General features: G+C 67.9%; 17 protein-coding genes. 9 read left to right on the forward strand and 8 right to left on the reverse strand.

All coding sequences use genetic code 11. From position 1 onward, the window contains the following. From whiA to ppc, 6 genes are all read left to right on the forward strand, one after another. On the forward strand, positions 1-451 hold a 451-nt coding region (gene whiA, locus WAX14_RS20835; protein ID WP_422629951.1), incomplete at its 5' end, for a DNA-binding protein WhiA. A 122-nt stretch (positions 452-573) separates the two neighbouring features. Further along, positions 574-1,590, forward strand: coding sequence for a type I glyceraldehyde-3-phosphate dehydrogenase (gene gap, locus WAX14_RS20840; RefSeq protein WP_422629952.1), 1,017 nt, complete (start codon positions 574-576; stop codon positions 1,588-1,590). Positions 1,591-1,616: 26 nt separating this feature from the next. Beyond that, entirely contained in the window at positions 1,617-2,828 is a 1,212-nt protein-coding gene (locus WAX14_RS20845) for a phosphoglycerate kinase (RefSeq protein WP_422629953.1), read from the forward strand. Positions 2,829-2,831: 3 nt separating this feature from the next. Then, positions 2,832-3,617 (forward strand): triose-phosphate isomerase, encoded by a 786-nt coding sequence (gene tpiA, locus WAX14_RS20850; protein ID WP_422629954.1) that lies wholly within the window; start codon positions 2,832-2,834, stop codon positions 3,615-3,617. A gap of 275 nt (positions 3,618-3,892) precedes the next feature. Further along, the gene (secG, locus tag WAX14_RS20855; RefSeq protein WP_422629955.1) at positions 3,893-4,126 is read left to right on the forward strand and encodes a preprotein translocase subunit SecG; all 234 of its coding nucleotides are present in this window, start codon (positions 3,893-3,895) and stop codon (positions 4,124-4,126) included. Positions 4,127-4,172: 46 nt separating this feature from the next. Continuing rightward, positions 4,173-6,923, forward strand: a complete 2,751-nt coding sequence (gene ppc, locus WAX14_RS20860) for a phosphoenolpyruvate carboxylase (RefSeq protein WP_422629956.1) — start codon at positions 4,173-4,175, stop codon at positions 6,921-6,923. Between the two features lie 39 nt (positions 6,924-6,962). Here ppc and WAX14_RS20865 read toward each other — a convergent pair whose 3' ends face one another. Beyond that, a complete protein-coding gene (locus WAX14_RS20865) occupies positions 6,963-7,451 on the reverse strand; it encodes an SRPBCC domain-containing protein (RefSeq protein ID WP_422629957.1) in 489 nt (162 codons plus the stop codon). A 114-nt stretch (positions 7,452-7,565) separates the two neighbouring features. Here WAX14_RS20865 and WAX14_RS20870 point away from each other — a divergent pair, with 114 nt between their 5' ends. Next, the gene (locus WAX14_RS20870) at positions 7,566-8,000 is read left to right on the forward strand and encodes a nuclear transport factor 2 family protein (protein WP_422629958.1); all 435 of its coding nucleotides are present in this window, start codon (positions 7,566-7,568) and stop codon (positions 7,998-8,000) included. A gap of 45 nt (positions 8,001-8,045) precedes the next feature. Here the strand turns inward: WAX14_RS20870 and WAX14_RS20875 are convergent, their stop codons facing one another. The 6 genes from WAX14_RS20875 to tkt form a co-directional block, all read right to left on the reverse strand. After that, positions 8,046-8,927 (reverse strand): LLM class F420-dependent oxidoreductase, encoded by an 882-nt coding sequence (locus WAX14_RS20875; RefSeq protein WP_422629959.1) that lies wholly within the window; start codon positions 8,925-8,927, stop codon positions 8,046-8,048. A 400-nt stretch (positions 8,928-9,327) separates the two neighbouring features. Next, entirely contained in the window at positions 9,328-10,080 is a 753-nt protein-coding gene (gene pgl, locus WAX14_RS20880) for a 6-phosphogluconolactonase (RefSeq protein WP_422629961.1), read from the reverse strand. Further along, entirely contained in the window at positions 10,073-10,981 is a 909-nt protein-coding gene (gene opcA / locus WAX14_RS20885) for a glucose-6-phosphate dehydrogenase assembly protein OpcA (protein ID WP_422629962.1), read from the reverse strand. The genes pgl and opcA overlap by 8 nt, the downstream gene beginning before the upstream one ends. Beyond that, entirely contained in the window at positions 10,978-12,519 is a 1,542-nt protein-coding gene (zwf, locus tag WAX14_RS20890; protein ID WP_422629963.1) for a glucose-6-phosphate dehydrogenase, read from the reverse strand. The genes opcA and zwf overlap by 4 nt, the downstream gene beginning before the upstream one ends. A 2-nt stretch (positions 12,520-12,521) precedes the next feature. Then, positions 12,522-13,667, reverse strand: coding sequence for a transaldolase (tal, locus tag WAX14_RS20895; RefSeq protein ID WP_422629964.1), 1,146 nt, complete (start codon positions 13,665-13,667; stop codon positions 12,522-12,524). A gap of 6 nt (positions 13,668-13,673) precedes the next feature. Next, positions 13,674-15,776 (reverse strand): transketolase, encoded by a 2,103-nt coding sequence (gene tkt, locus WAX14_RS20900; RefSeq protein ID WP_422629968.1) that lies wholly within the window; start codon positions 15,774-15,776, stop codon positions 13,674-13,676. A gap of 222 nt (positions 15,777-15,998) precedes the next feature. Between tkt and WAX14_RS20905 the strand changes: the two genes are divergently transcribed. After that, positions 15,999-16,976 carry a heme o synthase gene (locus tag WAX14_RS20905; RefSeq protein WP_422629965.1) on the forward strand — a complete coding sequence of 326 codons (978 nt, stop codon included), beginning with the start codon at positions 15,999-16,001 and terminating at the stop codon, positions 16,974-16,976. A gap of 50 nt (positions 16,977-17,026) precedes the next feature. Here the strand turns inward: WAX14_RS20905 and WAX14_RS20910 are convergent, their stop codons facing one another. Beyond that, complete coding sequence (locus WAX14_RS20910; protein ID WP_422629966.1) at positions 17,027-17,992, reverse strand: quinone oxidoreductase family protein; 966 nt, start codon at positions 17,990-17,992, stop codon at positions 17,027-17,029. A 22-nt stretch (positions 17,993-18,014) separates the two neighbouring features. Between WAX14_RS20910 and WAX14_RS20915 the strand changes: the two genes are divergently transcribed. Then, positions 18,015-18,362 (forward strand): hypothetical protein, encoded by a 348-nt coding sequence (locus tag WAX14_RS20915; protein ID WP_422629967.1) that lies wholly within the window; start codon positions 18,015-18,017, stop codon positions 18,360-18,362. Positions 18,363-18,408 lie beyond the last annotated feature (46 nt).

Raw genomic sequence — 18,408 nt, forward strand, 5'->3', positions numbered from 1 at the left:
GCGCGGCGCCGACCGCGTCGTGGTCCGTGACGGCGAGGCCATCGGCGCGTTGCTCACCCACATGGGCGCGCAGGACACGCGGCTGACGTGGGAAGAACGACGCATGCGCCGCGAGGTGCGGGCCACCGCGAATCGCCTTGCGAACTTCGACGACGCGAACCTGCGGCGCTCGGCGCGCGCCGCGGTCGCGGCCGCAGCGCGCGTGGAACGAGCACTGACGATTCTCGGCGCCGACGTGCCCGACCACCTTGCGGCGGCCGGGTCGCTGCGGGTCCAGCATCGGCAGGCGTCCCTCGAGGAACTCGGACAGCTCGCCGATCCGCCGATGACGAAGGATGCGGTCGCCGGCCGCATCCGGCGGCTGCTGTCGATGGCGGATCGGCGTGCCAAGGAACTGGGCATTCCCGATACCGAGTCGGCGGTGACGATCGAGTTGCTGGACGAGGATTAGCGCGGCAGGCTGACTGAGGGTCCCGTGCCCGCGCAGGGCGAATCCCACCTCGGTGGCTGCGCGCACTAGGGTATGGGACACCAGCTGCACCACCATCAAGATTTGGGCAAAGGAGCTTCACTGTGACTGTCCGCGTAGGCGTGAACGGCTTCGGTCGCATCGGACGTAACTTCTTCCGTGCGGTCGAGGCCCAGAAGGCACTCGGCACAACCGATATCGAGATCGTCGCAGTCAACGACCTCACCGACAACGACACCCTCGCGACGCTCCTGAAGTACGACTCGATCCTGGGTCGTCTCGACAAGGACGTCCGTGCCGAAGGTGACTACATCTACGTCGGCGACCAGAAGATCACCGCCCTCGAAATCAAGGAAGGCCCGGCGGCTCTGCCCTGGGGCGACCTCGGTGTGGACGTGGTCGTCGAGTCCACCGGCATCTTCACCAACGCTGCCAAGGCCAAGGGGCATCTCGACGCCGGCGCCAAGAAGGTCATCATCTCGGCGCCCGCCACCGACGAGGACATCACCATCGTCATGGGCGTCAACGACGACAAGTACGACGGCTCGCAGAACATCATCTCGAACGCGTCGTGCACCACGAACTGCCTCGGCCCGATCGCCAAGGTCCTCGATGACGAGTTCGGTATCGTGAAGGGCCTGATGACCACGGTCCACGCGTACACGCAGGATCAGAACCTGCAGGACGCGCCGCACAAGGATCTGCGTCGCGCCCGTGCGGCCGCCCTCAACGTCGTCCCGACCGGCACCGGTGCGGCGAAGGCCATCGGCCTCGTGCTCCCGCAGCTCCTCGGCAAGCTCGACGGTTACGCGCTGCGCGTGCCGATCCCGACGGGCTCGGTCACCGACCTCACCGCGAACTTGCGCAAGTCCGCGTCCGTCGACGAGATCAACGCCGCGATGAAGGCTGCTGCCGAGGGTCCGCTCAAGGGCATCCTGAAGTACAACACCGACCCGATCGTCTCCTCGGACATCGTCACCGACCCGCACTCGTCGATCTTCGACGCGCCGTTGACCAAGGTCATCGACGATCAGGTCAAGGTCGTGTCCTGGTACGACAACGAGTGGGGCTACTCCAACCGCCTGGCAGACCTCATCGGTCTCGTCGCCAAGTCCCTCTGACTCCGATCGAAGAGGACACCCGAACAGTGGCAGTTCAGACCCTGAAGGATCTGCTCGACGCCGGCGTCGAGGGGCGCGGTGTGCTGGTGCGCTCCGACCTCAACGTCCCGCTGGACGGCGCGACGATCACCGACCCCGGTCGGATCGTGGCGTCCGCCCCGACGATCAAGGCACTCGCCGATGCCGGTGCCAAGGTTGTCGTGACCGCGCATCTCGGCCGCCCCAAGGGTGAGCCGGACCCGGCGTTCTCGCTCGCGCCTGTCGCGGTGAAGCTCGGTGAGGTGCTCGGCCGCAATGTTCAGCTCGCCGGTGACGTGGTGGGGCAGGACGCCCTGGCCCGTTCCGAGGGCCTGACCGACGGCGACATTCTCCTCCTCGAGAACGTCCGCTTCGATCCGCGCGAAACCAGCAAGGACGACGCGGAGCGGCTCGCGCTGGCTCGTGACCTGGTCGAACTCGTCGGCGACGACGGCGCGTTCGTCTCCGACGGTTTCGGTGTGGTGCACCGCAAGCAGGCGTCGGTGTACGACGTGGCGTCGATGCTTCCGCACTACGCGGGCACGCTCGTCGCGGCCGAGGTCGACGTGCTGGCTCGCCTCACCGCCGATTCCGAGCGGCCGTACGCGGTCGTGCTCGGTGGCTCGAAGGTCTCGGACAAGCTGGCCGTGATCGAGGCGCTCGCACCGAAGGTCGACACCCTCGTCATCGGTGGCGGTATGTGCTTCACCTTCCTTGCCGCGCAAGGCTTCTCGGTGGGCAACTCGCTGCTCGAAGAGTCGATGATCGACACGTGCACGGCGCTGCTCGAGCAATACGCCGACGTGCTGCACATCCCGCAGGACATCGTGGTCGCGGACAGCTTCTCCGCCGACGCGGAATCGAAGGTGGTTCCGGCCACCGAGATCCCGGACGGCTGGATGGGTTTGGACATCGGCCCCGACTCCGTGTCGCGCTTCTCGTCGCTGCTTTCGGCTGCGAAGACCGTGTTCTGGAACGGGCCGATGGGTGTGTTCGAGTTCGCGAAGTTCGCGGACGGCACCAAGGGTGTCGCCGAGGCGATCATCGAGGCCACCGGCAAGGGCGCGTTCAGCGTCGTCGGCGGCGGCGACTCGGCCGCGGCCGTGCGCCTGCTGGGCCTGCCCGAGGACGGCTTCTCGCACATCTCGACCGGAGGCGGCGCATCCCTCGAGTACCTCGAGGGCAAGGAACTCCCCGGCATCGCGGTTCTGGAGGGATGAGAGATGACCCGTAAACCGCTCATCGCGGGCAACTGGAAGATGAACCTCAACCATCTCGAGGCCATCGCCCTGGTGCAGAAGATCGCGTTCACGCTCCCGGAGAAGTACCTCGACAAGGTCGACGTGACGGTGATCCCGCCGTTCACCGACATCCGCTCGGTGCAGACCCTGATCGAGGGCGACAAGATCAAGCTCACCTACGGTGCGCAGGATGTGTCGGCCCACGATTCCGGCGCCTACACCGGCGAGATCTCCGGCGGCATGCTCGCCAAGCTGGGGTGCACGTTCGTCGTCGTCGGCCATTCCGAGCGGCGCACGCTGCATGGCGAGACCGACGAGACCGTGCGCGACAAGGCCAAGGCCGCGCTGAAGCATGGCCTGACCCCGATCGTGTGCATCGGCGAAGGTCTCGGCATCCGCGAGGCGGGCAATCACGTCGAGTACAACGTCGAGCAGTTGAAGGGCTCGCTGGCGGGCCTGACCGCCGACGAGATCGCGAAGACCGTGATCGCGTACGAGCCGGTGTGGGCCATCGGCACCGGCAAGGTCGCCTCGGCTGCCGACGCCCAGGAAGTATGCGCCGCGGTGCGCGCCACGCTCGGCGAGCTCGCCTCGCCCGAGGTCGCCGCGTCCGTTCGCGTCCTCTACGGCGGCTCGGTGAACGCCAAGAACGTCGGCGAGCTCATCGCGCAGACCGATGTCGACGGCGGCCTGGTCGGTGGAGCCTCGCTCAAGGCCGACGAGTTCGCGCAGCTCTCGGCGATCGCCGCGGGCGGTCCGCTGCTGTAGCGGCCGGCGTGAACGACAGTTCCACCCGTGGGGCGCAGGATCGGTACCGATCCCGCGCCCCACGGTTTCTTGCCTGAGAACACGGGTGGTGTCGCACAGACAATCTGTACACGAGGAGGACAGCGGCGCGCTGCCGGCGACCGTGAGCGGTTGTCCTATCGGCGTGCGGATCCGGCGCAGCGGCCGTGCGGCGGTGCCTCCCGGTCAGGGGCCGTCGGATCACCGGGTAAGCTGACGGCCGACGTCACCGACCATCGAAGGACACCGAACGCCGCATGGAACTGTTCCTGGACATTCTGCTGATTGTCACCAGCCTCCTGCTGATCCTGCTGGTGCTGCTGCACCGCGGCAAGGGCGGCGGTCTGTCCAGCCTTTTCGGCGGCGGGGTCCAGTCCAGCCTGTCCGGATCGTCGGTCGCGGAGAAGAACCTCGACCGTCTCACCGTCTTCACCGGCATCATCTGGCTGATCGCCATCCTCGGCATCGGATTGCAGATCAAGTTCAGCTGAGCTGCTTCCGGTCGCGTAACCGGCGCACTGCGCCGATACTGACCGAATGAGCGTGCCGACCGGAACCGCCGCCACCGAACCACTCCGCGACGACATTCGCCTGCTCGGCAGCATCCTCGGGCAGATCGTGCGCAGACACGCCGGGGAAGCCGCCTACGCCCTCGTCGAGAAGGCGCGGATCGAAAGCTTCCGGGTGCGTCGATCCGAACTGGACCGCGTCGATCTCGCCGCGATGTTCGCGCAGGTCGCCACCGCCGATACGATCCCGGTCATCCGCGCATTCAGTCACTTCGCTCTGCTCGCGAACCTTGCCGAGGATCTGCACCGCGAGCGGCGCCGCGCCCTGCACATCGGCGCCGGGGAACCGCCGCAGGACAGTTCGCTGGCCGCCACCTACGCCAAGCTCGACGCCGCCGACCTCGACCCGGAGTCGGTCGCGGTAGCTCTCGAGCACGCCCTGGTCTCCCCGGTCATCACCGCACACCCCACCGAAACCCGGCGGCGCACCGTGTTCGTGGTGCAGTCCCGGATCACCGACCTGATGCGGCGCCGCGGTCGCGCCGACGACGCCACCGAGATCGCCGCGATCGACCGACAGTTGTGGCAGCAGATCCTCACCCTGTGGCAGACCGCGCTGATCCGGTTGTCCCGACTGCGGATCCAGGACGAGATCGACACCGGTCTGCGCTACTACGAAGCGTCCCTGTTCGAGGTGGTCCCCGCACTCGACGTCGAGGTGCGTCGCGAACTGCGGTCCCGGTGGCCGGGTACCGGCCTGCTCACCGGACCGATGGTGCGCACCGGATCGTGGATCGGCGGCGACCGCGACGGCAACCCGAACGTCACCGCCGACGTCGTCCACCGCGCCACCGACCGGGCCGCGAACACGGTGTTCGGCCACTACCGCACCGAACTGGCCGAACTCGAGCAGGAACTGTCGATGTCCGAGCGACTCGTCCCGGTCACGGTCGAACTGACCGCGCTCGTCGACGCCGCCGCCGACGATGCGCCCTCACGCGCCGACGAACCGTATCGGCGCGCGATCCGCGGTATGCGCGGTCGGCTCGCCGCGACCGCCCGACGCCTGCTCGACGACCCGCCGGATTTCGGTGTCCCCGACCGCGCGCCCTACCCGGGCCCCGCCGATCTGCTCACCGACCTCGACGTCCTCGACGCCTCGCTGCGCGCGGCCGGCGACGACGTTCTCGCCGACGACCGCCTGGCCCGCGTGCGCAGTGCCGTCGAGGTATTCGGGTTCCATCTCAGCGCGCTCGATCTGCGGCAGAACTCCGAGATCCACGGCCGGGTGATCGCCGAACTGCTCGCCTGGGCGGGGGTCACCGACGACTACGAGGCTCTGGCCGAAGACGACAAGGTGACGCTGCTGACCCGCGAACTCGCGACCCGTCGCCCGCTCAGCGGGCCCGGCGCGCACCTCGGGGAACTCACCAGCGCCGAACTCGGGGTGCTGCGCGCCGCGGCCGACGCGATCGCACTGCTCGGCGCCCACGCCGTACCGCACTACATCATCAGCATGTGTGGTTCGGTCAGCGACCTGCTCGAAGCAGCGGTGTTGCTGAAGGAGGTCGGGCTCGTCGAGCACACCGGCACCGGACCCCGCTGCTCGGTCGCGGTGATCCCCCTGTTCGAAACCATCGAGGATCTGCAGGACGGTGCCGCGATTCTCTTTGCGGCCCTGTCGATCCCGGAATTCCGCAGTCTGGTCGACTCCGCCGGGTCCGTGCAGGAGGTGATGCTCGGCTACTCGGATTCGAACAAGGACGGCGGCTACCTCGCGGCGAACTGGGCGTTGTACCGTGCGGAACTCGATCTCGTCGAGTGTGCGCGCGAGCACGGCGTCCGGCTGCGGCTGTTCCACGGGCGCGGCGGCACCGTCGGCCGCGGTGGCGGACCCAGCTACGACGCGATTCTCGCGCAGCCTCCCGGCGCGGTCACCGGGTCGCTGCGGCTGACCGAGCAGGGTGAGGTGATCGCCGCGAAATACGCCGAACCACGCTCGGCGCGCCGCAACCTCGAGAGCCTCGTCGCCGCGACGCTCGAGTCCACCTTGCTCGATGTCGAAGGGCTCGGCGCCGACGCACCCACCGCATATGCGATCCTCGACGACCTGGCGGCCCGGGCACGCACCTCGTACAGCGAACTCGTGCACGACACCCCCGGATTCGTCGAGTACTTCCGCACGGCCACGCCCGTCGGCGAGATCGGCCAACTCAACATCGGCAGCCGTCCCACCTCACGCAAGCCGACATCCTCGATTGCCGATCTGCGGGCGATTCCGTGGGTGTTGGCCTGGACCCAATCCCGCGTGATGCTTCCCGGCTGGTACGGCACCGGGACCGCGTTCGAAACGTGGATCGGTGACGACAGCACTCGACTCGCCGCGCTCACCGACCTGTACGAGCGGTGGCCGTTCTTCCGCACCGTGCTGTCGAACATGGCGATGGTGCTCGCGAAGTCCGACCTCGGGCTGGCGGCCGGCTACGCCGAACTCGTTCCCGACGCGGATTTGCGCGACCGCGTCTTCGGTAAGATCGTCGACGAACACGCCCGCACGGTCCGCACCTATCTGGCGATCACCGGGCAGCCGGATCTCATGGCGGACAATCCGGCGTTGGCACGGTCGGTGCACAACCGTTTTCCGTACCTCGAACCACTCAACCATCTGCAGGTGGAGTTGCTGCGGCGACTGCGTGCGGGAGAGGACACCGACGAGGTGCGGCGCGGCATTCAACTCACGATGAACGGCCTGGCCACCGCGCTGCGCAACAGCGGTTAGATGTCACGGGGGCCGGTGATCGCCGGCTATCGCCCGGCATCAGCGATACGACTCGCCGAGTGTCGGATAGTCCGCCCACTGCGGTTCGTGCCGGCCGAGGAGCAGCGCGTCGAGCCGGTCCAGGTAGTACTGCCAACCGGGGCCGACGTCGGCGGCCTCGGAGTGAGGGACATGCCGATGGGCGAACTCGAGCGTGGTGACCCGCCCGACCTGCCGCAGCCGCAGCTCGAGCCGCCATCCGTCGACATCGACGACGAGCAACTGCGGACCCGCGCACTCCACGATCTCGACGTCCGTGGTCGCGCAGTCGTGTTCGTCGGTCATCGTCAACCGCACCCGACCGGACGACGGGTCCCCGGCCCACCGTCCGTACCAGCCGGCCAGCATGTCGGGCTCTGCCACCGCCGCCCAGACCGAGCCGATCGGCAGTGGGAAACTGCGCTGGTAGTGCAGGGTGACCAGGTCCGTGTCGGCCGGAGCGTCGTGTTCGGGGCGGACCTCGCCGAGCGCGGTGGTCGGAGTGCTCATCGGACTGCTCCTCTTGCCGGTCGGTGCACCGAACACCGACATTCTCCCACGCCTGAGTTCCGTTCAGCGGGTATCGACTACGCCGGGCACCGCGACGCCCGCATAATCGACCCCATGACTGTCCCGTCGGATCTGGCCGGCCGATATGCGCTCGCGGTGGATGAGCGCGATGCCGTCGCACTCGCGGCACTGTTCACCGCCGATGCCGAGTTCGTGCAGCCGCCCGCGATCACCCGGGGCGCCGGCGAGATCGTCACCGTCGGTTCCGACGCGATCGCCGCGGTCGTGCTGGACAGTACGGCGCATCTGCACCGCACCCGCCACGACGTGTATCAGCAGGTGATCGACAACGATGGGGACACCGCGACCGGGCACGTGTATTGCACGGCGCACCACCTGTATCGGGGACGAAACGGAATGCGCGACAATGCGATTGCAATCCGCTATCACGATACCTACCGCCGGGTGGACGGTCGCTGGTCGATTGCGCGCCGGGTGCTGGCCGTCGACTTCGTCGACGATCGTGCGATCACCGTGCCGGGTGCGTAAGCCGGTCTGCAGATCGAGCATTGCACCGCTGGACCAGCGGGGAGGTCAGGCCAGGGACAGTCGTTGTGAACACGCCGCCATTTCGTCGAGCACGGCGCCCAGGGTGGTCGCGTGCCGCGACGCCGACACCAGGAGACGATCGGATCCGAGCGAACGAGCCCACTCGACCTTCGCTTCGTCCGTCCGCGGCAACGTCGCGCCGAGCACCACGGCGACATCGGCAGGATCGCGACCGGTATCGGTAGCCGCGGCCCGCATCACCGCGATCGCTCCGGTGAGGTCGTCGCCGCCGAGACCGAGCGGTTGGAAGCCGTCGCCGATCCGGCCTGCCCGCCGGCCCGCAGCCGCGCTGTGTCCGCCGATATACAGCGGAACCGTATTGTCCCGGAACGGCTTCGGTAACGATACGGCGCCGGTGAAGTCGTGGAATTCGCCGGTGAAGTCGACGCCGTCCGAACCGCCCGCCCACAGTGTCCGCATCACCGCGATCGCCTCGTCCGTGGCCTTTCCGCGCCTGCGGAAATCACCGCCACACGCCTCGATCTCCTCGCGCATCCAGCCGACACCGAGGCAGATGCGGGTCCGCCCGCGGGACAGTCGATCCAGGGTGGCGAGTCGCTTGGCGAGCACCACCGGATTGTGATTGGGCGCGACCAGAACTCCGGTGGCCAAGCCCAGTCGGTCGGTCGCCCCGGCGACGAACGAGAGCAGTTCGAGTGGGTCCGGCAGGGGGCAGTCGTCGGGCAGATGCGACTTTCCGGTGGGCGAGTAGGGATATTCACTGGCGGTGTTCGCGATGACCACCGCATGTTCGACCGCGGAAATCTCGTCGAAGCCCAGCGACTCCGCGGCCCGCGCGAAGGTGAGCACCGCGTCCGGATCGCTTGCCATGCCCAACTCGACCGGCATCACCACACCGACCTTCACGCCACCGCACCCTTTCGTCGCACCGCCCTGTCGTCGCACCGCCCTGCCATCGTCGGCCATCGGGACGAGGACTGCTCGTATCGTCCCGCCCAGCGGTACACCGCAATCCGGCGATCCGATGGAACCGACGGTGCCCCTGCCGCGTCGAAAGAGGTAGGGACGAGAAGTCGTCACCGATCGGGAGGAGCCACGATCATGGGACCACACACGAGGCGCTGCGGCAGCACACGACCGCGACGAGGTTCGCTGCGTGCGCAGTCGGGACCACGGAGTTCGGCGCGACTCGGGTGCAACGGGGTGTCCGACGACACGACAGCGGGTGGCGACATGACAGCGGGTAGTGACGTCCGCCCCGACGACACCCGTGGCGACGGAACCGAGCGTTGACCGCTCGGCGAACTCAGGCGCCCGGAAGGTCGCCCGCGGCTTCGGTATCGACGAACCACACCGTCTGCTCGAGGCCGTGCGCGCCGGCCGCCGGAATGTCGACGGGATCGGCGCCGGCCACCGCTGCGGCGACCGCGCCGGCCTTGGCTGAGCCGCTCACGAGGAACCACACCTGCCGGGACCGGCAGACCGCGGGCAATGTCAAGGTGACCCGAGCGGGCGGTGGTTTCGGTGAATCATCCACTCCGACAACGAACTTCTCGGACTCGCGCACTGCGGCGGTGTCCGGGAACAGCGAATTGATGTGGCCTTCCCCGCCCATCCCGAGCAGGTGCACATCGAAGGTGGGCACCGTGCCGTCAGGGGAGTGTGCCGCCAGGACTTGCGCGTATGCCTCGGCGGACGTGATGGGGGAGACGCCACCGGGGTCGCCGAGAGCAGGCATCACATGGATGCGCGCGGGGTCGATCGGCACCCGATCGAGCAGCGCTGCCCGGGCCTGCACCTCGTTGCGATCCGGGTCGCCGGGGGGCAGGAATCGTTCGTCACCGAAGTACACGTCGACCGCGGACCAGTCGATGCCGCCCTGGGCGCGGCGCACCTGCTCGAGCAGCGCGATTCCGGTACCGCCACCGGTCAGTACCACCGACGCGCTCACCCGTTCACGCTGCGCGGCGACAATCGCGTCGACGAACGCGGCCGCGGCCGCGGCGACCAGGTCGTCGGTCGAGTCGAAACGTTCCACGCGGACCGCGTCGTCAGACATACTTCACCTTCGTGATGCCGTTGAGTGCCGAATGGTAGATCTCGTCGGGGTCGAGTCGCCGCAATTCCTCGGCCAGGCACTCCCACGAGTCCCGGCGCGCGAGGGTGATCAGCGAATCGGGCTTCCCGGTGCGCCGCAGCGTCGCGACGCGGCCGTCCTGTGGGCGTACGAGTTCGATCGTCTGTGACCGGGTGCGCAACACGACCTGCAGTTCGCCGACAGACCGTTGCACCGGTCCGTCGATGCGGCTCGCCAGCCACCCGGCCAGCAGGTCCAGCGCGGGTTCGTTCGCCAAGCCGGACACACTCGCCGACTCGACCTTCTCGTGCGGGGTCTGATCGAGCGCGGTAACCAGCAATGCCCGCCAGTAGGTGATGCGTCCCCACGCCAGATCGGTGTCGCCTGGGGTGTATCCGGTCCGGCGGGCCGCGATCGACACCATCGGATCCGTGTCGTTGGTCGCATCCGTCAACCGACGCACCGCCAGCCGACCGACCGGGTCCTTCGCCGGAACCTCGGGAGGTGAGGTCGGCCACCACACGACGATGGGAGTGTCGGGCAGCAGGAACGGAACGATCACCGACTGCGGGTGGTTCGCGAGCGGTCCGTGCAGCGCCAGAATCAGCACCTCGGACGCACCGGCCTCGCCACCGAGGCGAATTTCGGCGTCCATCCGTGGTTCGCGGCCGTCGCTGCCCCGACCGACCACGATCACACGGCACGGATGTTCACGTGCCGCGGCAGTCGCCGCCGTGATCGCCGGCTCGAGACCGCGACCGCTGTCGGTGCACACCACGAGCGTGAGGACGCGGCCCTGTGTGACGACACCGCCGTTGCGACGCAGTTCGACGAGCTTCTTGCCGATGTCGATTGCGGTCGCGTTGCGTAGTTGGACCCTCACGGCCGCCTCCAGTCACGCCCGGTGCGGCGCAGCATCTCATCTGCGGACGGCGGACCCCACGTGCCCGCTTCGTACGGCTCCGGGACACCGTTCGCGGCCCAGTGTTCGAGCACCGGATCGAGGATCTTCCAGGACAATTCGACCTCGTCGTCGACGGGGAACAGCGATGGTTCGCCGAGCAGGACATCGAGGATGAGCCGTTCGTACGCCTCCGGGGACGATTCGGTGAACGCTTGGCCGTAACTGAAGTCCATGTTCACGTCCCGGACTTCCATCGAGGACCCGGGCACCTTCGAACCGAACCGCAGGGTGACCCCCTCGTCCGGTTGGACCCGGATCACCAGCGCATTCTGGCCGAGTTCGGTGGTCATCGTGTCGTCGAACGGCAGGTGCGGGGCCCGTTTGAACACGATCGCGATCTCGGTGACCCGGCGGCCCAGCCGCTTCCCGGTACGCAGATAGAACGGCACACCCGCCCACCGTCTGGTGTCGATCTCGCAGGTGATCGCCGCGAACGTCTCGGTCGTCGAATCGGGTGCGAAACCCTGTTCCTCGTGCAACCCGACGACCTGGCCGCCGTTCTGCCAGCCGCCGACGTACTGGCCGCGCGCGGTGGTCTCGTCGAGTGGTTCGGCGAGCCTCGTCGCCGAGAGCACTTTGATCTTCTCCGCGCGCAGCTCGGCGGGGTCGAAGCTGATCGGTTCTTCCATTGCGATGAACGCGAGCAGTTGCAGCAGGTGGTTCTGGATGACGTCGCGTGCGGCGCCGATACCGTCGTAATAGCCGGCGCGTCCGCCGAGGCCGATGTCCTCGGCCATCGTGATTTGGACGTGGTCGACGTAATGAGCGTTCCACAGTGGGTCGAACAACTGGTTCGCGAAACGCATCGCCAGGATGTTCTGGACTGTTTCTTTTCCGAGGTAGTGGTCGATGCGGAAGACCGCATCCTCGGGAAATACTTCGCCGACAACCGCATTGAGTGAGCGAGCGCTGCTCAGGTCGTGGCCGAACGGTTTCTCGATCACGACGCGGCTCCATCGCCCGTCTTCCGGTCCGGCCAGACCCGAACGCGACAGCTGAGAACACACCACGGGGAAGGAATCCGGCGGGATCGACAGGTAGAACGCATGATTGCCGCCGGTGCCGCGGATCTTGTCGAGTTCGCCCAGTGTCCTGGTGAGTTCGGCGAACGCATCGTCGTCGTCGAAACTGCCCTGTACGAACCGGATTCCCTCCGCGAGCCGCTGCCACACCTCCTCGCGAAACGGGGTGCGGGAGTTCGCGCGGACCGCGTCGTGCACGATCCGGCCGAAATCCTCGTCTGCCCAGTCCCGGCGGGCGAAGCCGACGAGTGCGAACCCGGGCGGCAGCAGGCCACGATTGGCGAGGTCGTAGACCGCAGGCATCAGCTTGCGCCGGGCCAGGTCGCCGGTGACCCCGAAGATCACCAGTGCGCACGGCCCGGCGATACGCGGGAGCCGCCTATCCCTCTCGTCGCTGAGCGGATTGACCCACCCTGCCGCCGCGGGCTCGCGCACGGTCAGCGCTCCGCGTCGGCCGTGTGGGCTGACAGTTGCTCGGCGGTGGCCGCGATCAGCTCGTTCCAGGACACCTCGAACTTCTCGACGCCCTCGTCCTCGAGCTTGCGGAATACGTCCTTCAGGTCGATCCCGGCCGCCTTCAACGCGGAGAAGACGTGCTCGGCGGCGGCAGCGGCGGCGGTGACGGTGTCACCGGTGACCTCACCGTGGTCGGCGACGGCCTCCAGGGTCTTCTCCGGCATGGTGTTGACGGTGTTCGGTGCCACCAGCTCGGTCACGTACAGCGTGTCCGAGTACTCCGGGTTCTTCACACCCGTCGACGCCCACAGTGCGCGCTGCGCCAGGGCGCCGGCCTCGGCGAGCTGCTCGAAACGCGCACCGGATTCGAAGGCCTTCCGGTACGCCGCGTACGCCAGCCGCGCGTTGGCGACGCCCGCCTTGCCGCGCAGTGCCAATGCCTCGCCCGAGCCGATCTCCTCGAGGCGGGCATCGATCTCGGTGTCGACCCGCGAGACGAAGAACGATGCCACCGAATGGATCGTCGACAGGTCGTGCCCGGCGGCCTTCGCCGCGGTCAGACCGTCGAGATAGGACTCGATGACCCGCTCGTACCGGTCCACCGAGAAGATCAGCGTCACGTTCACACTGATGCCCTCGCCGATCACCCGGGCGATCGCGGGCAGGCCGGCGAGCGTCGCGGGAATCTTGATGAACAGATTCGGGCGGTCGACGATCTTCCACAGCTCGATCGCCTGCGCGACCGTGGCGTCCGTCTCGTGCGCGAGCCGCGGATCGACCTCGATCGAGACCTGGCCGTCGACGCCGCCGGTCGCGTCGAACACCGGCGCGAGCACGTCGCACGCGGCGCGCACGTCGTCGGTGGTGACGGTGCGGATCGTGGTGTCGACGTCGGCGCCGGCCGCAGCCAGTTCGGTGACCTGCGCGTCGTACGCGTGGCCCTTCGACAGTGCCGCCTGGAAGATCGACGGGTTCGTGGTGACACCGACAACCGAGCGGGTCGCAACGAGTTCGGCGAGGTTGCCGGACTCGATGCGGTCGCGGGACAGGTCGTCGAGCCACACCGACACGCCGGCGGCGGACAGTGCTGCCAGATTTGCGTTCTGTGTGGTGGTCTCCTGCGTCATGACGGTCTATCCCTTCAGTCGCGTGAGCGAGCGTCGGGCCGCATCGACGACGGCCTCGGCGGTGATGCCGAACTCGCGGTACAAGGTCTTGTAGTCGGCGGAAGCGCCGAAGTGCTCGAGCGACACGGCCTCACCGGCATCGCCGAGCAACCGGTACCACGGCATCGCCAGACCGGCTTCGACGGATACGCGGGCCCGCACCGACGGGGGCAGCACCTCGTCGCGGTACGCCTGGTCCTGCTCGAGTAACCAGTCGAGGACCGGTACCGACACGACACGGGTCGGGACACCCTCGGCCTCGAGGACCTCGCGTGCGGCGACGGCGAGCTGCACTTCGGAACCGGTGGCGAGCAGCAGCACCTCGGGTGTGCCGGTCGACGCCTCGGCGAGGACGTAACCACCGCGGGTCACACCCTCGGCGGCCTTCTCACGGGTGCCCTCGAGCACCGGCACGTCCTGACGGGTCAGCGCGAGCGCAGTCGGACCGGTCTTGTTCTCCAGCGCGGCCTGCCACGCGAACGACGTCTCGTTGCCGTCGGCGGGGCGGATCACCGCGAGGTTCGGGATCGCGCGCAGCGCGGTGAGGTGCTCGATCGGCTGATGTGTCGGGCCGTCCTCGCCGAGACCGATCGAGTCGTGCGTCCACACGTAGATCGCGGGGGTCTGCATGAGCGCGGCCAGACGCACCGCGGGACGCATGTAGTCGGAGAACACGAGGAACGTGCCACCGTACGGGCGGGTCGGGCCGTGCAGAGCGATGCCGTTGAGGATCGAGCCCATCGCGTGTTCACGGATCCCGAAGTGCAGGGTGCGGCCGTACGGGGTGGCCGTCCAGTCCTTCGTGGAGATGGCTTCGGGTCCGAACGATTCGGAACCGGGGATGGTGGTGTTGTTCGAACCGGCCAGGTCGGCGGAGCCACCCCACAGTTCCGGCAGGATCGGGCCGAGTGCGGCGAGTGCGCTGCCGGACGCCTTGCGGGTCGCCGGGCCCTTCTCGGCCGGCTCGTAGGTCGGCAGCACATCGGTCCAGCCGGCCGGGAATTCGCCGGACTGCAACCGGTCGAACAGTTCCTTGCGTTGCGGCTCACGTTCGGCCCACGCGTCGAATCCGGCCTGCCAATCGGCGCGGGCGGCCGCGCCCCGGTCGACGGTCCGGCGCGCGTGCTCGAGTACGGCGGCATCCACGTCGAAGCTCTTCTCGGGATCGAATCCGAGGAACGTCTTGACGGCGGCGACCTCGTCGGCACCGAGCGCGGAACCGTGCACGTCACCGGTGTTCATCTTGGTCGGCGCCGGGTATCCGATGACGGTGCGCAGCAGAATCAGCGACGGCTTGTCGGTGACGGACTTCGCGGACTCGACGGCGTCGAGGATAGCGCTGACGTTCTCGCCGCCCTCGACGGTCTGCACGTGCCAGCCGTACGCCTCGTAGCGCTTGGCGACGTCCTCGCCGAGCGCGATCGCGGTGTCGTGCTCGATGGAGATCTTGTTGTCGTCGTAGAAGACGACCAGATTGCCCAGTTCCTGGACACCGGCGATCGACGACGCCTCGGAGGTGACACCCTCCTCGATGTCACCGTCGGACGCGACGACGTAGACGTAGTGATCGAACGGGCTGGTCCCGGCGGCGGTCTCCGGGTCGAACAGTCCGCGCTCACGACGTGCGGCCATCGCCATGCCCACCGCGGAGGCGAGACCCTGGCCGAGTGGACCGGTGGTCATCTCGACACCGGCGGTGTGCCCGAACTCGGGGTGGCCCGGCGTCAGCGAACCCCAGGTGCGCAGCGCCTCGAGGTCGGCAAGTTCCAGGCCGTACCCGGATAGGTAGAGCTGGATGTAGAGGGTCAAACTCGAGTGGCCGCAGGACAGGACGAACCGGTCGCGGCCGACCCAGTGCGGATCGGTGGGGTCGTGGCGCAGCACCCGCTGGAACAGTGTGTAGGCGAGCGGCGCCAGGCTCATCGCGGTGCCGGGATGCCCGTTGCCGACCTTCTGTACCGCATCCGCGGCGAGCACCCGAGCAGTGTCGACGGCCTTGGTATCCAGATCGGTCCAGTCGGCGGGGTGGACCGCCTCGGTGAGGGTGCGGATCTCGTCGGTGATCGACACGAGCTTCAAGTCTCCTGACATGGGGGTACGGGACGCCTGCGACGGCGACTGCGTCGCGCGTCCTCCCAGCCTAATCGCCGCGGCACCGCTACGCGGAGTACGGGTCGATTCGGTTGGGGCCTGTCCGCGGTCTACCATCGACCGTAGTAGTGGCGCGTCCGTGATCGGGCGACGGTGAGCGGGCGAGCGAAGGTGTGTATTCGCGTGGTGCAAGGAGACAGTGTGCGGGCAGGGCAACGGCCGGGAGGACACGGTTTCGGTGCCCCGGAAGCGCCCAGCGTCCCCCGGCCGGACACGCTGTGGGGTCGAGTGTCGGGAACCGTGCTCGCCTATATCGCGCTGACCAAGCCTCGCGTCATCGAATTGTTGCTGGTCGCGACCATCCCCGCGATGCTGTTCGCCGATCGTGGCACCGTCGATCTGGCGCTGATCCTGAGCACCCTGTTCGGTGGCTGGATGGGTGCGGCCAGTGCGAACTCCCTCAACTGTGTCGTCGACGCCGACATCGACAAGGTGATGAAGCGCACCGCGCTGCGTCCGCTGGCGCGGCAGGCGGTACCGACCCGGAACGCCTTCGTGTTCGGCATCGTGCTCGGCATCGCGTCGTTCGTGTGGCTGTGGTGGAGTACGAACCTGCTCGCCGGGGCACTCGTCGTGGCGACGATCGCGTTCTACGTGCTGGTCTACACGATGGTCCTCAAGCGTCGGACCTGGCAGAACGTGGTGTGGGGCGGCGCCGCCGGGTGTATGCCGGTGATGGTGGGCTGGGCCGCGGTCACCGGTTCCCTGAGCTGGGAGCCGCTGGTGTTGTTCCTGGTGATCTTCTTCTGGACTCCGCCGCACACGTGGGCGCTGGCGATGCGCTACAAGGAGGACTACAAGGCCGCCGGTGTGCCGATGCTTCCGGTGATCGCCACCGAACAGCACGTCACGAAGCAGATCTTGATCTATACGTGGGCCACGGTGCTCGCGACGCTGATTCTCGTCCCGGCGGCGGGGTTCGTGTATGCGGCGGTCACGGTGCTGGCCGGAGCATGGTTCGTGTTCATCGCACACCAGCTGTACAACAGCGTCCGTGGTGGTGCGTCGGTCAAGCCGCTCAAATTGTTCCTGCAGTCGAACAACTATCTTGCCGTGGTGTGCCTCGGTTTGGCCGTGGACTCGGTGTTGGACCTGCCCACCGTCGCGTCGTACCTGTGACCCCGTGTGCCTTTGTGGCCCCTGGCGGGGCCACAAAGGCACACCGGAGCCTACGGCTCCAGCACGATCGATCCGGTGGTCCGGCGGGACTCGAGGTCGCGGTGGGCCTGCGCGGCGTCGGCGAGCGGGTAGCGGGAGGCGACCCGGATCGTGAGATCACCTGCGGTGATCGCAGCGAACACATCGCCGGAACGCCACAGCAATTCCTCCCGGTCGCGGGTGTGGTGCACGAGTGTGGGACGCGTCAAGAACAGTGACCCGGCGGCGTTGAGGCGCTGCGGGTCGAACGGGGGAACCGGGCCGCTCGCCGCACCGAACAATGCGAGGGTGCCGCGCACCCGCAGCGACGCCAGCGACACGTCGAACGTGGCCGCGCCGACCCCGTCGTACACGGCGGCAACACCCTCGCCGCCCGTCAGTTCCCTCACCCGGTCGGCGAGATCGTCGCCGTAGCGGAGGACCTCGGCGGCACCGGCCCCGCGTGACAGGGATTCCTTGTCGTCGGTCGACACGGTGGTGATCACCCGGACGCCCTTCGCCGTCGCGAGCTGGGTCAGGATAAGGCCGACGCCTCCGGCTCCCGCGTGCATGAGGACGGTGTCGCCGGGTTGCGCCGGGTACGTCGATTCGAGCAGGTAGTGCGCGGTCATACCCTGCAACAGCGCGGACGCGGCCTGCGCGGCGGGGACGTCGTCCGGGACCGGCACCGCAACCGCCTCCGGTACGACGACGAGTTCGGCGTACGAGCCGGGCGCCGCAGCCCAGCACACCCGGTCACCGACCCGGAACTCGCTGGTTCCGGAGCCGAGGGCCACGACCCTACCGGTCCCTTCGGAGCCGGGAACATACGGCAGTTCCGTCGCGTACACCCCGGTCCGGAAGTAGGTGTCGATGTAGTTGACGCCGATCGCATCCGTACCGACCAGTAGCTCACCCGGGCCGGGCGAAGGGTCGGGGAGTTCGGCGGGAACGAGGACGTCGGGTTCACCGAACCGTGTCACTTCGATTGCGCGCATAGGTCCACAGTATTCTGCACGTATGAGCGCTGAAACCCAGGTTGTGGCCGCACCCGCGCCCACCGAAGTCGTCTCCTCCATTCGTTCCTTCGTCGCCGCGCACGGCGGCGCCGCCAAGGCGGTCATCCAGCCGATCGGTGTAGTGGGGGTGCGTGTCACCGTCGTCGCCGATGACGGCACTCTCGGCGACCGTGTCGTCGCCGACCTGCCGACGGCGCACGCGGTCGTCGACGCCCTGCCGAATGTCACCGTCTCGGACTGGGATCGCGAAGTGACCAGCATCGTCACACCGCAGCAGGGGCACTGGAAGAAGATGGCCGGGTGGGTCGCCAACCAGACCCGGTTCCCGAAGGCGCGCAACGAACGCTGACGCCGGAGCACGCGAGGCCGCGGGTCCGCCCCCGACAGCACGGTGG

Origin of the sequence: Rhodococcus sp. (in: high G+C Gram-positive bacteria) (assembly GCF_049299235.1) — a bacterium.
In the GTDB taxonomy this organism is placed as follows: domain Bacteria; phylum Actinomycetota; class Actinomycetes; order Mycobacteriales; family Mycobacteriaceae; genus Rhodococcus.

Coding starts and splice junctions, on each gene's coding strand:
- tpiA (WP_422629954.1), top strand. CDS start 2,832: ATGACCCGTAAACCGCTCATCGCGGGCAACTGGAAGATGAACCTCAAC.
- secG (WP_422629955.1), top strand. CDS start 3,893: ATGGAACTGTTCCTGGACATTCTGCTGATTGTCACCAGCCTCCTGCTG.
- ppc (WP_422629956.1), top strand. CDS start 4,173: ATGAGCGTGCCGACCGGAACCGCCGCCACCGAACCACTCCGCGACGAC.
- WAX14_RS20865 (WP_422629957.1), bottom strand. CDS start 7,451: ATGAGCACTCCGACCACCGCGCTCGGCGAGGTCCGCCCCGAACACGAC.
- WAX14_RS20870 (WP_422629958.1), top strand. CDS start 7,566: ATGACTGTCCCGTCGGATCTGGCCGGCCGATATGCGCTCGCGGTGGAT.
- pgl (WP_422629961.1), bottom strand. CDS start 10,080: ATGTCTGACGACGCGGTCCGCGTGGAACGTTTCGACTCGACCGACGAC.
- tal (WP_422629964.1), bottom strand. CDS start 13,667: ATGACGCAGGAGACCACCACACAGAACGCAAATCTGGCAGCACTGTCC.
- WAX14_RS20910 (WP_422629966.1), bottom strand. CDS start 17,992: ATGCGCGCAATCGAAGTGACACGGTTCGGTGAACCCGACGTCCTCGTT.
- WAX14_RS20915 (WP_422629967.1), top strand. CDS start 18,015: ATGAGCGCTGAAACCCAGGTTGTGGCCGCACCCGCGCCCACCGAAGTC.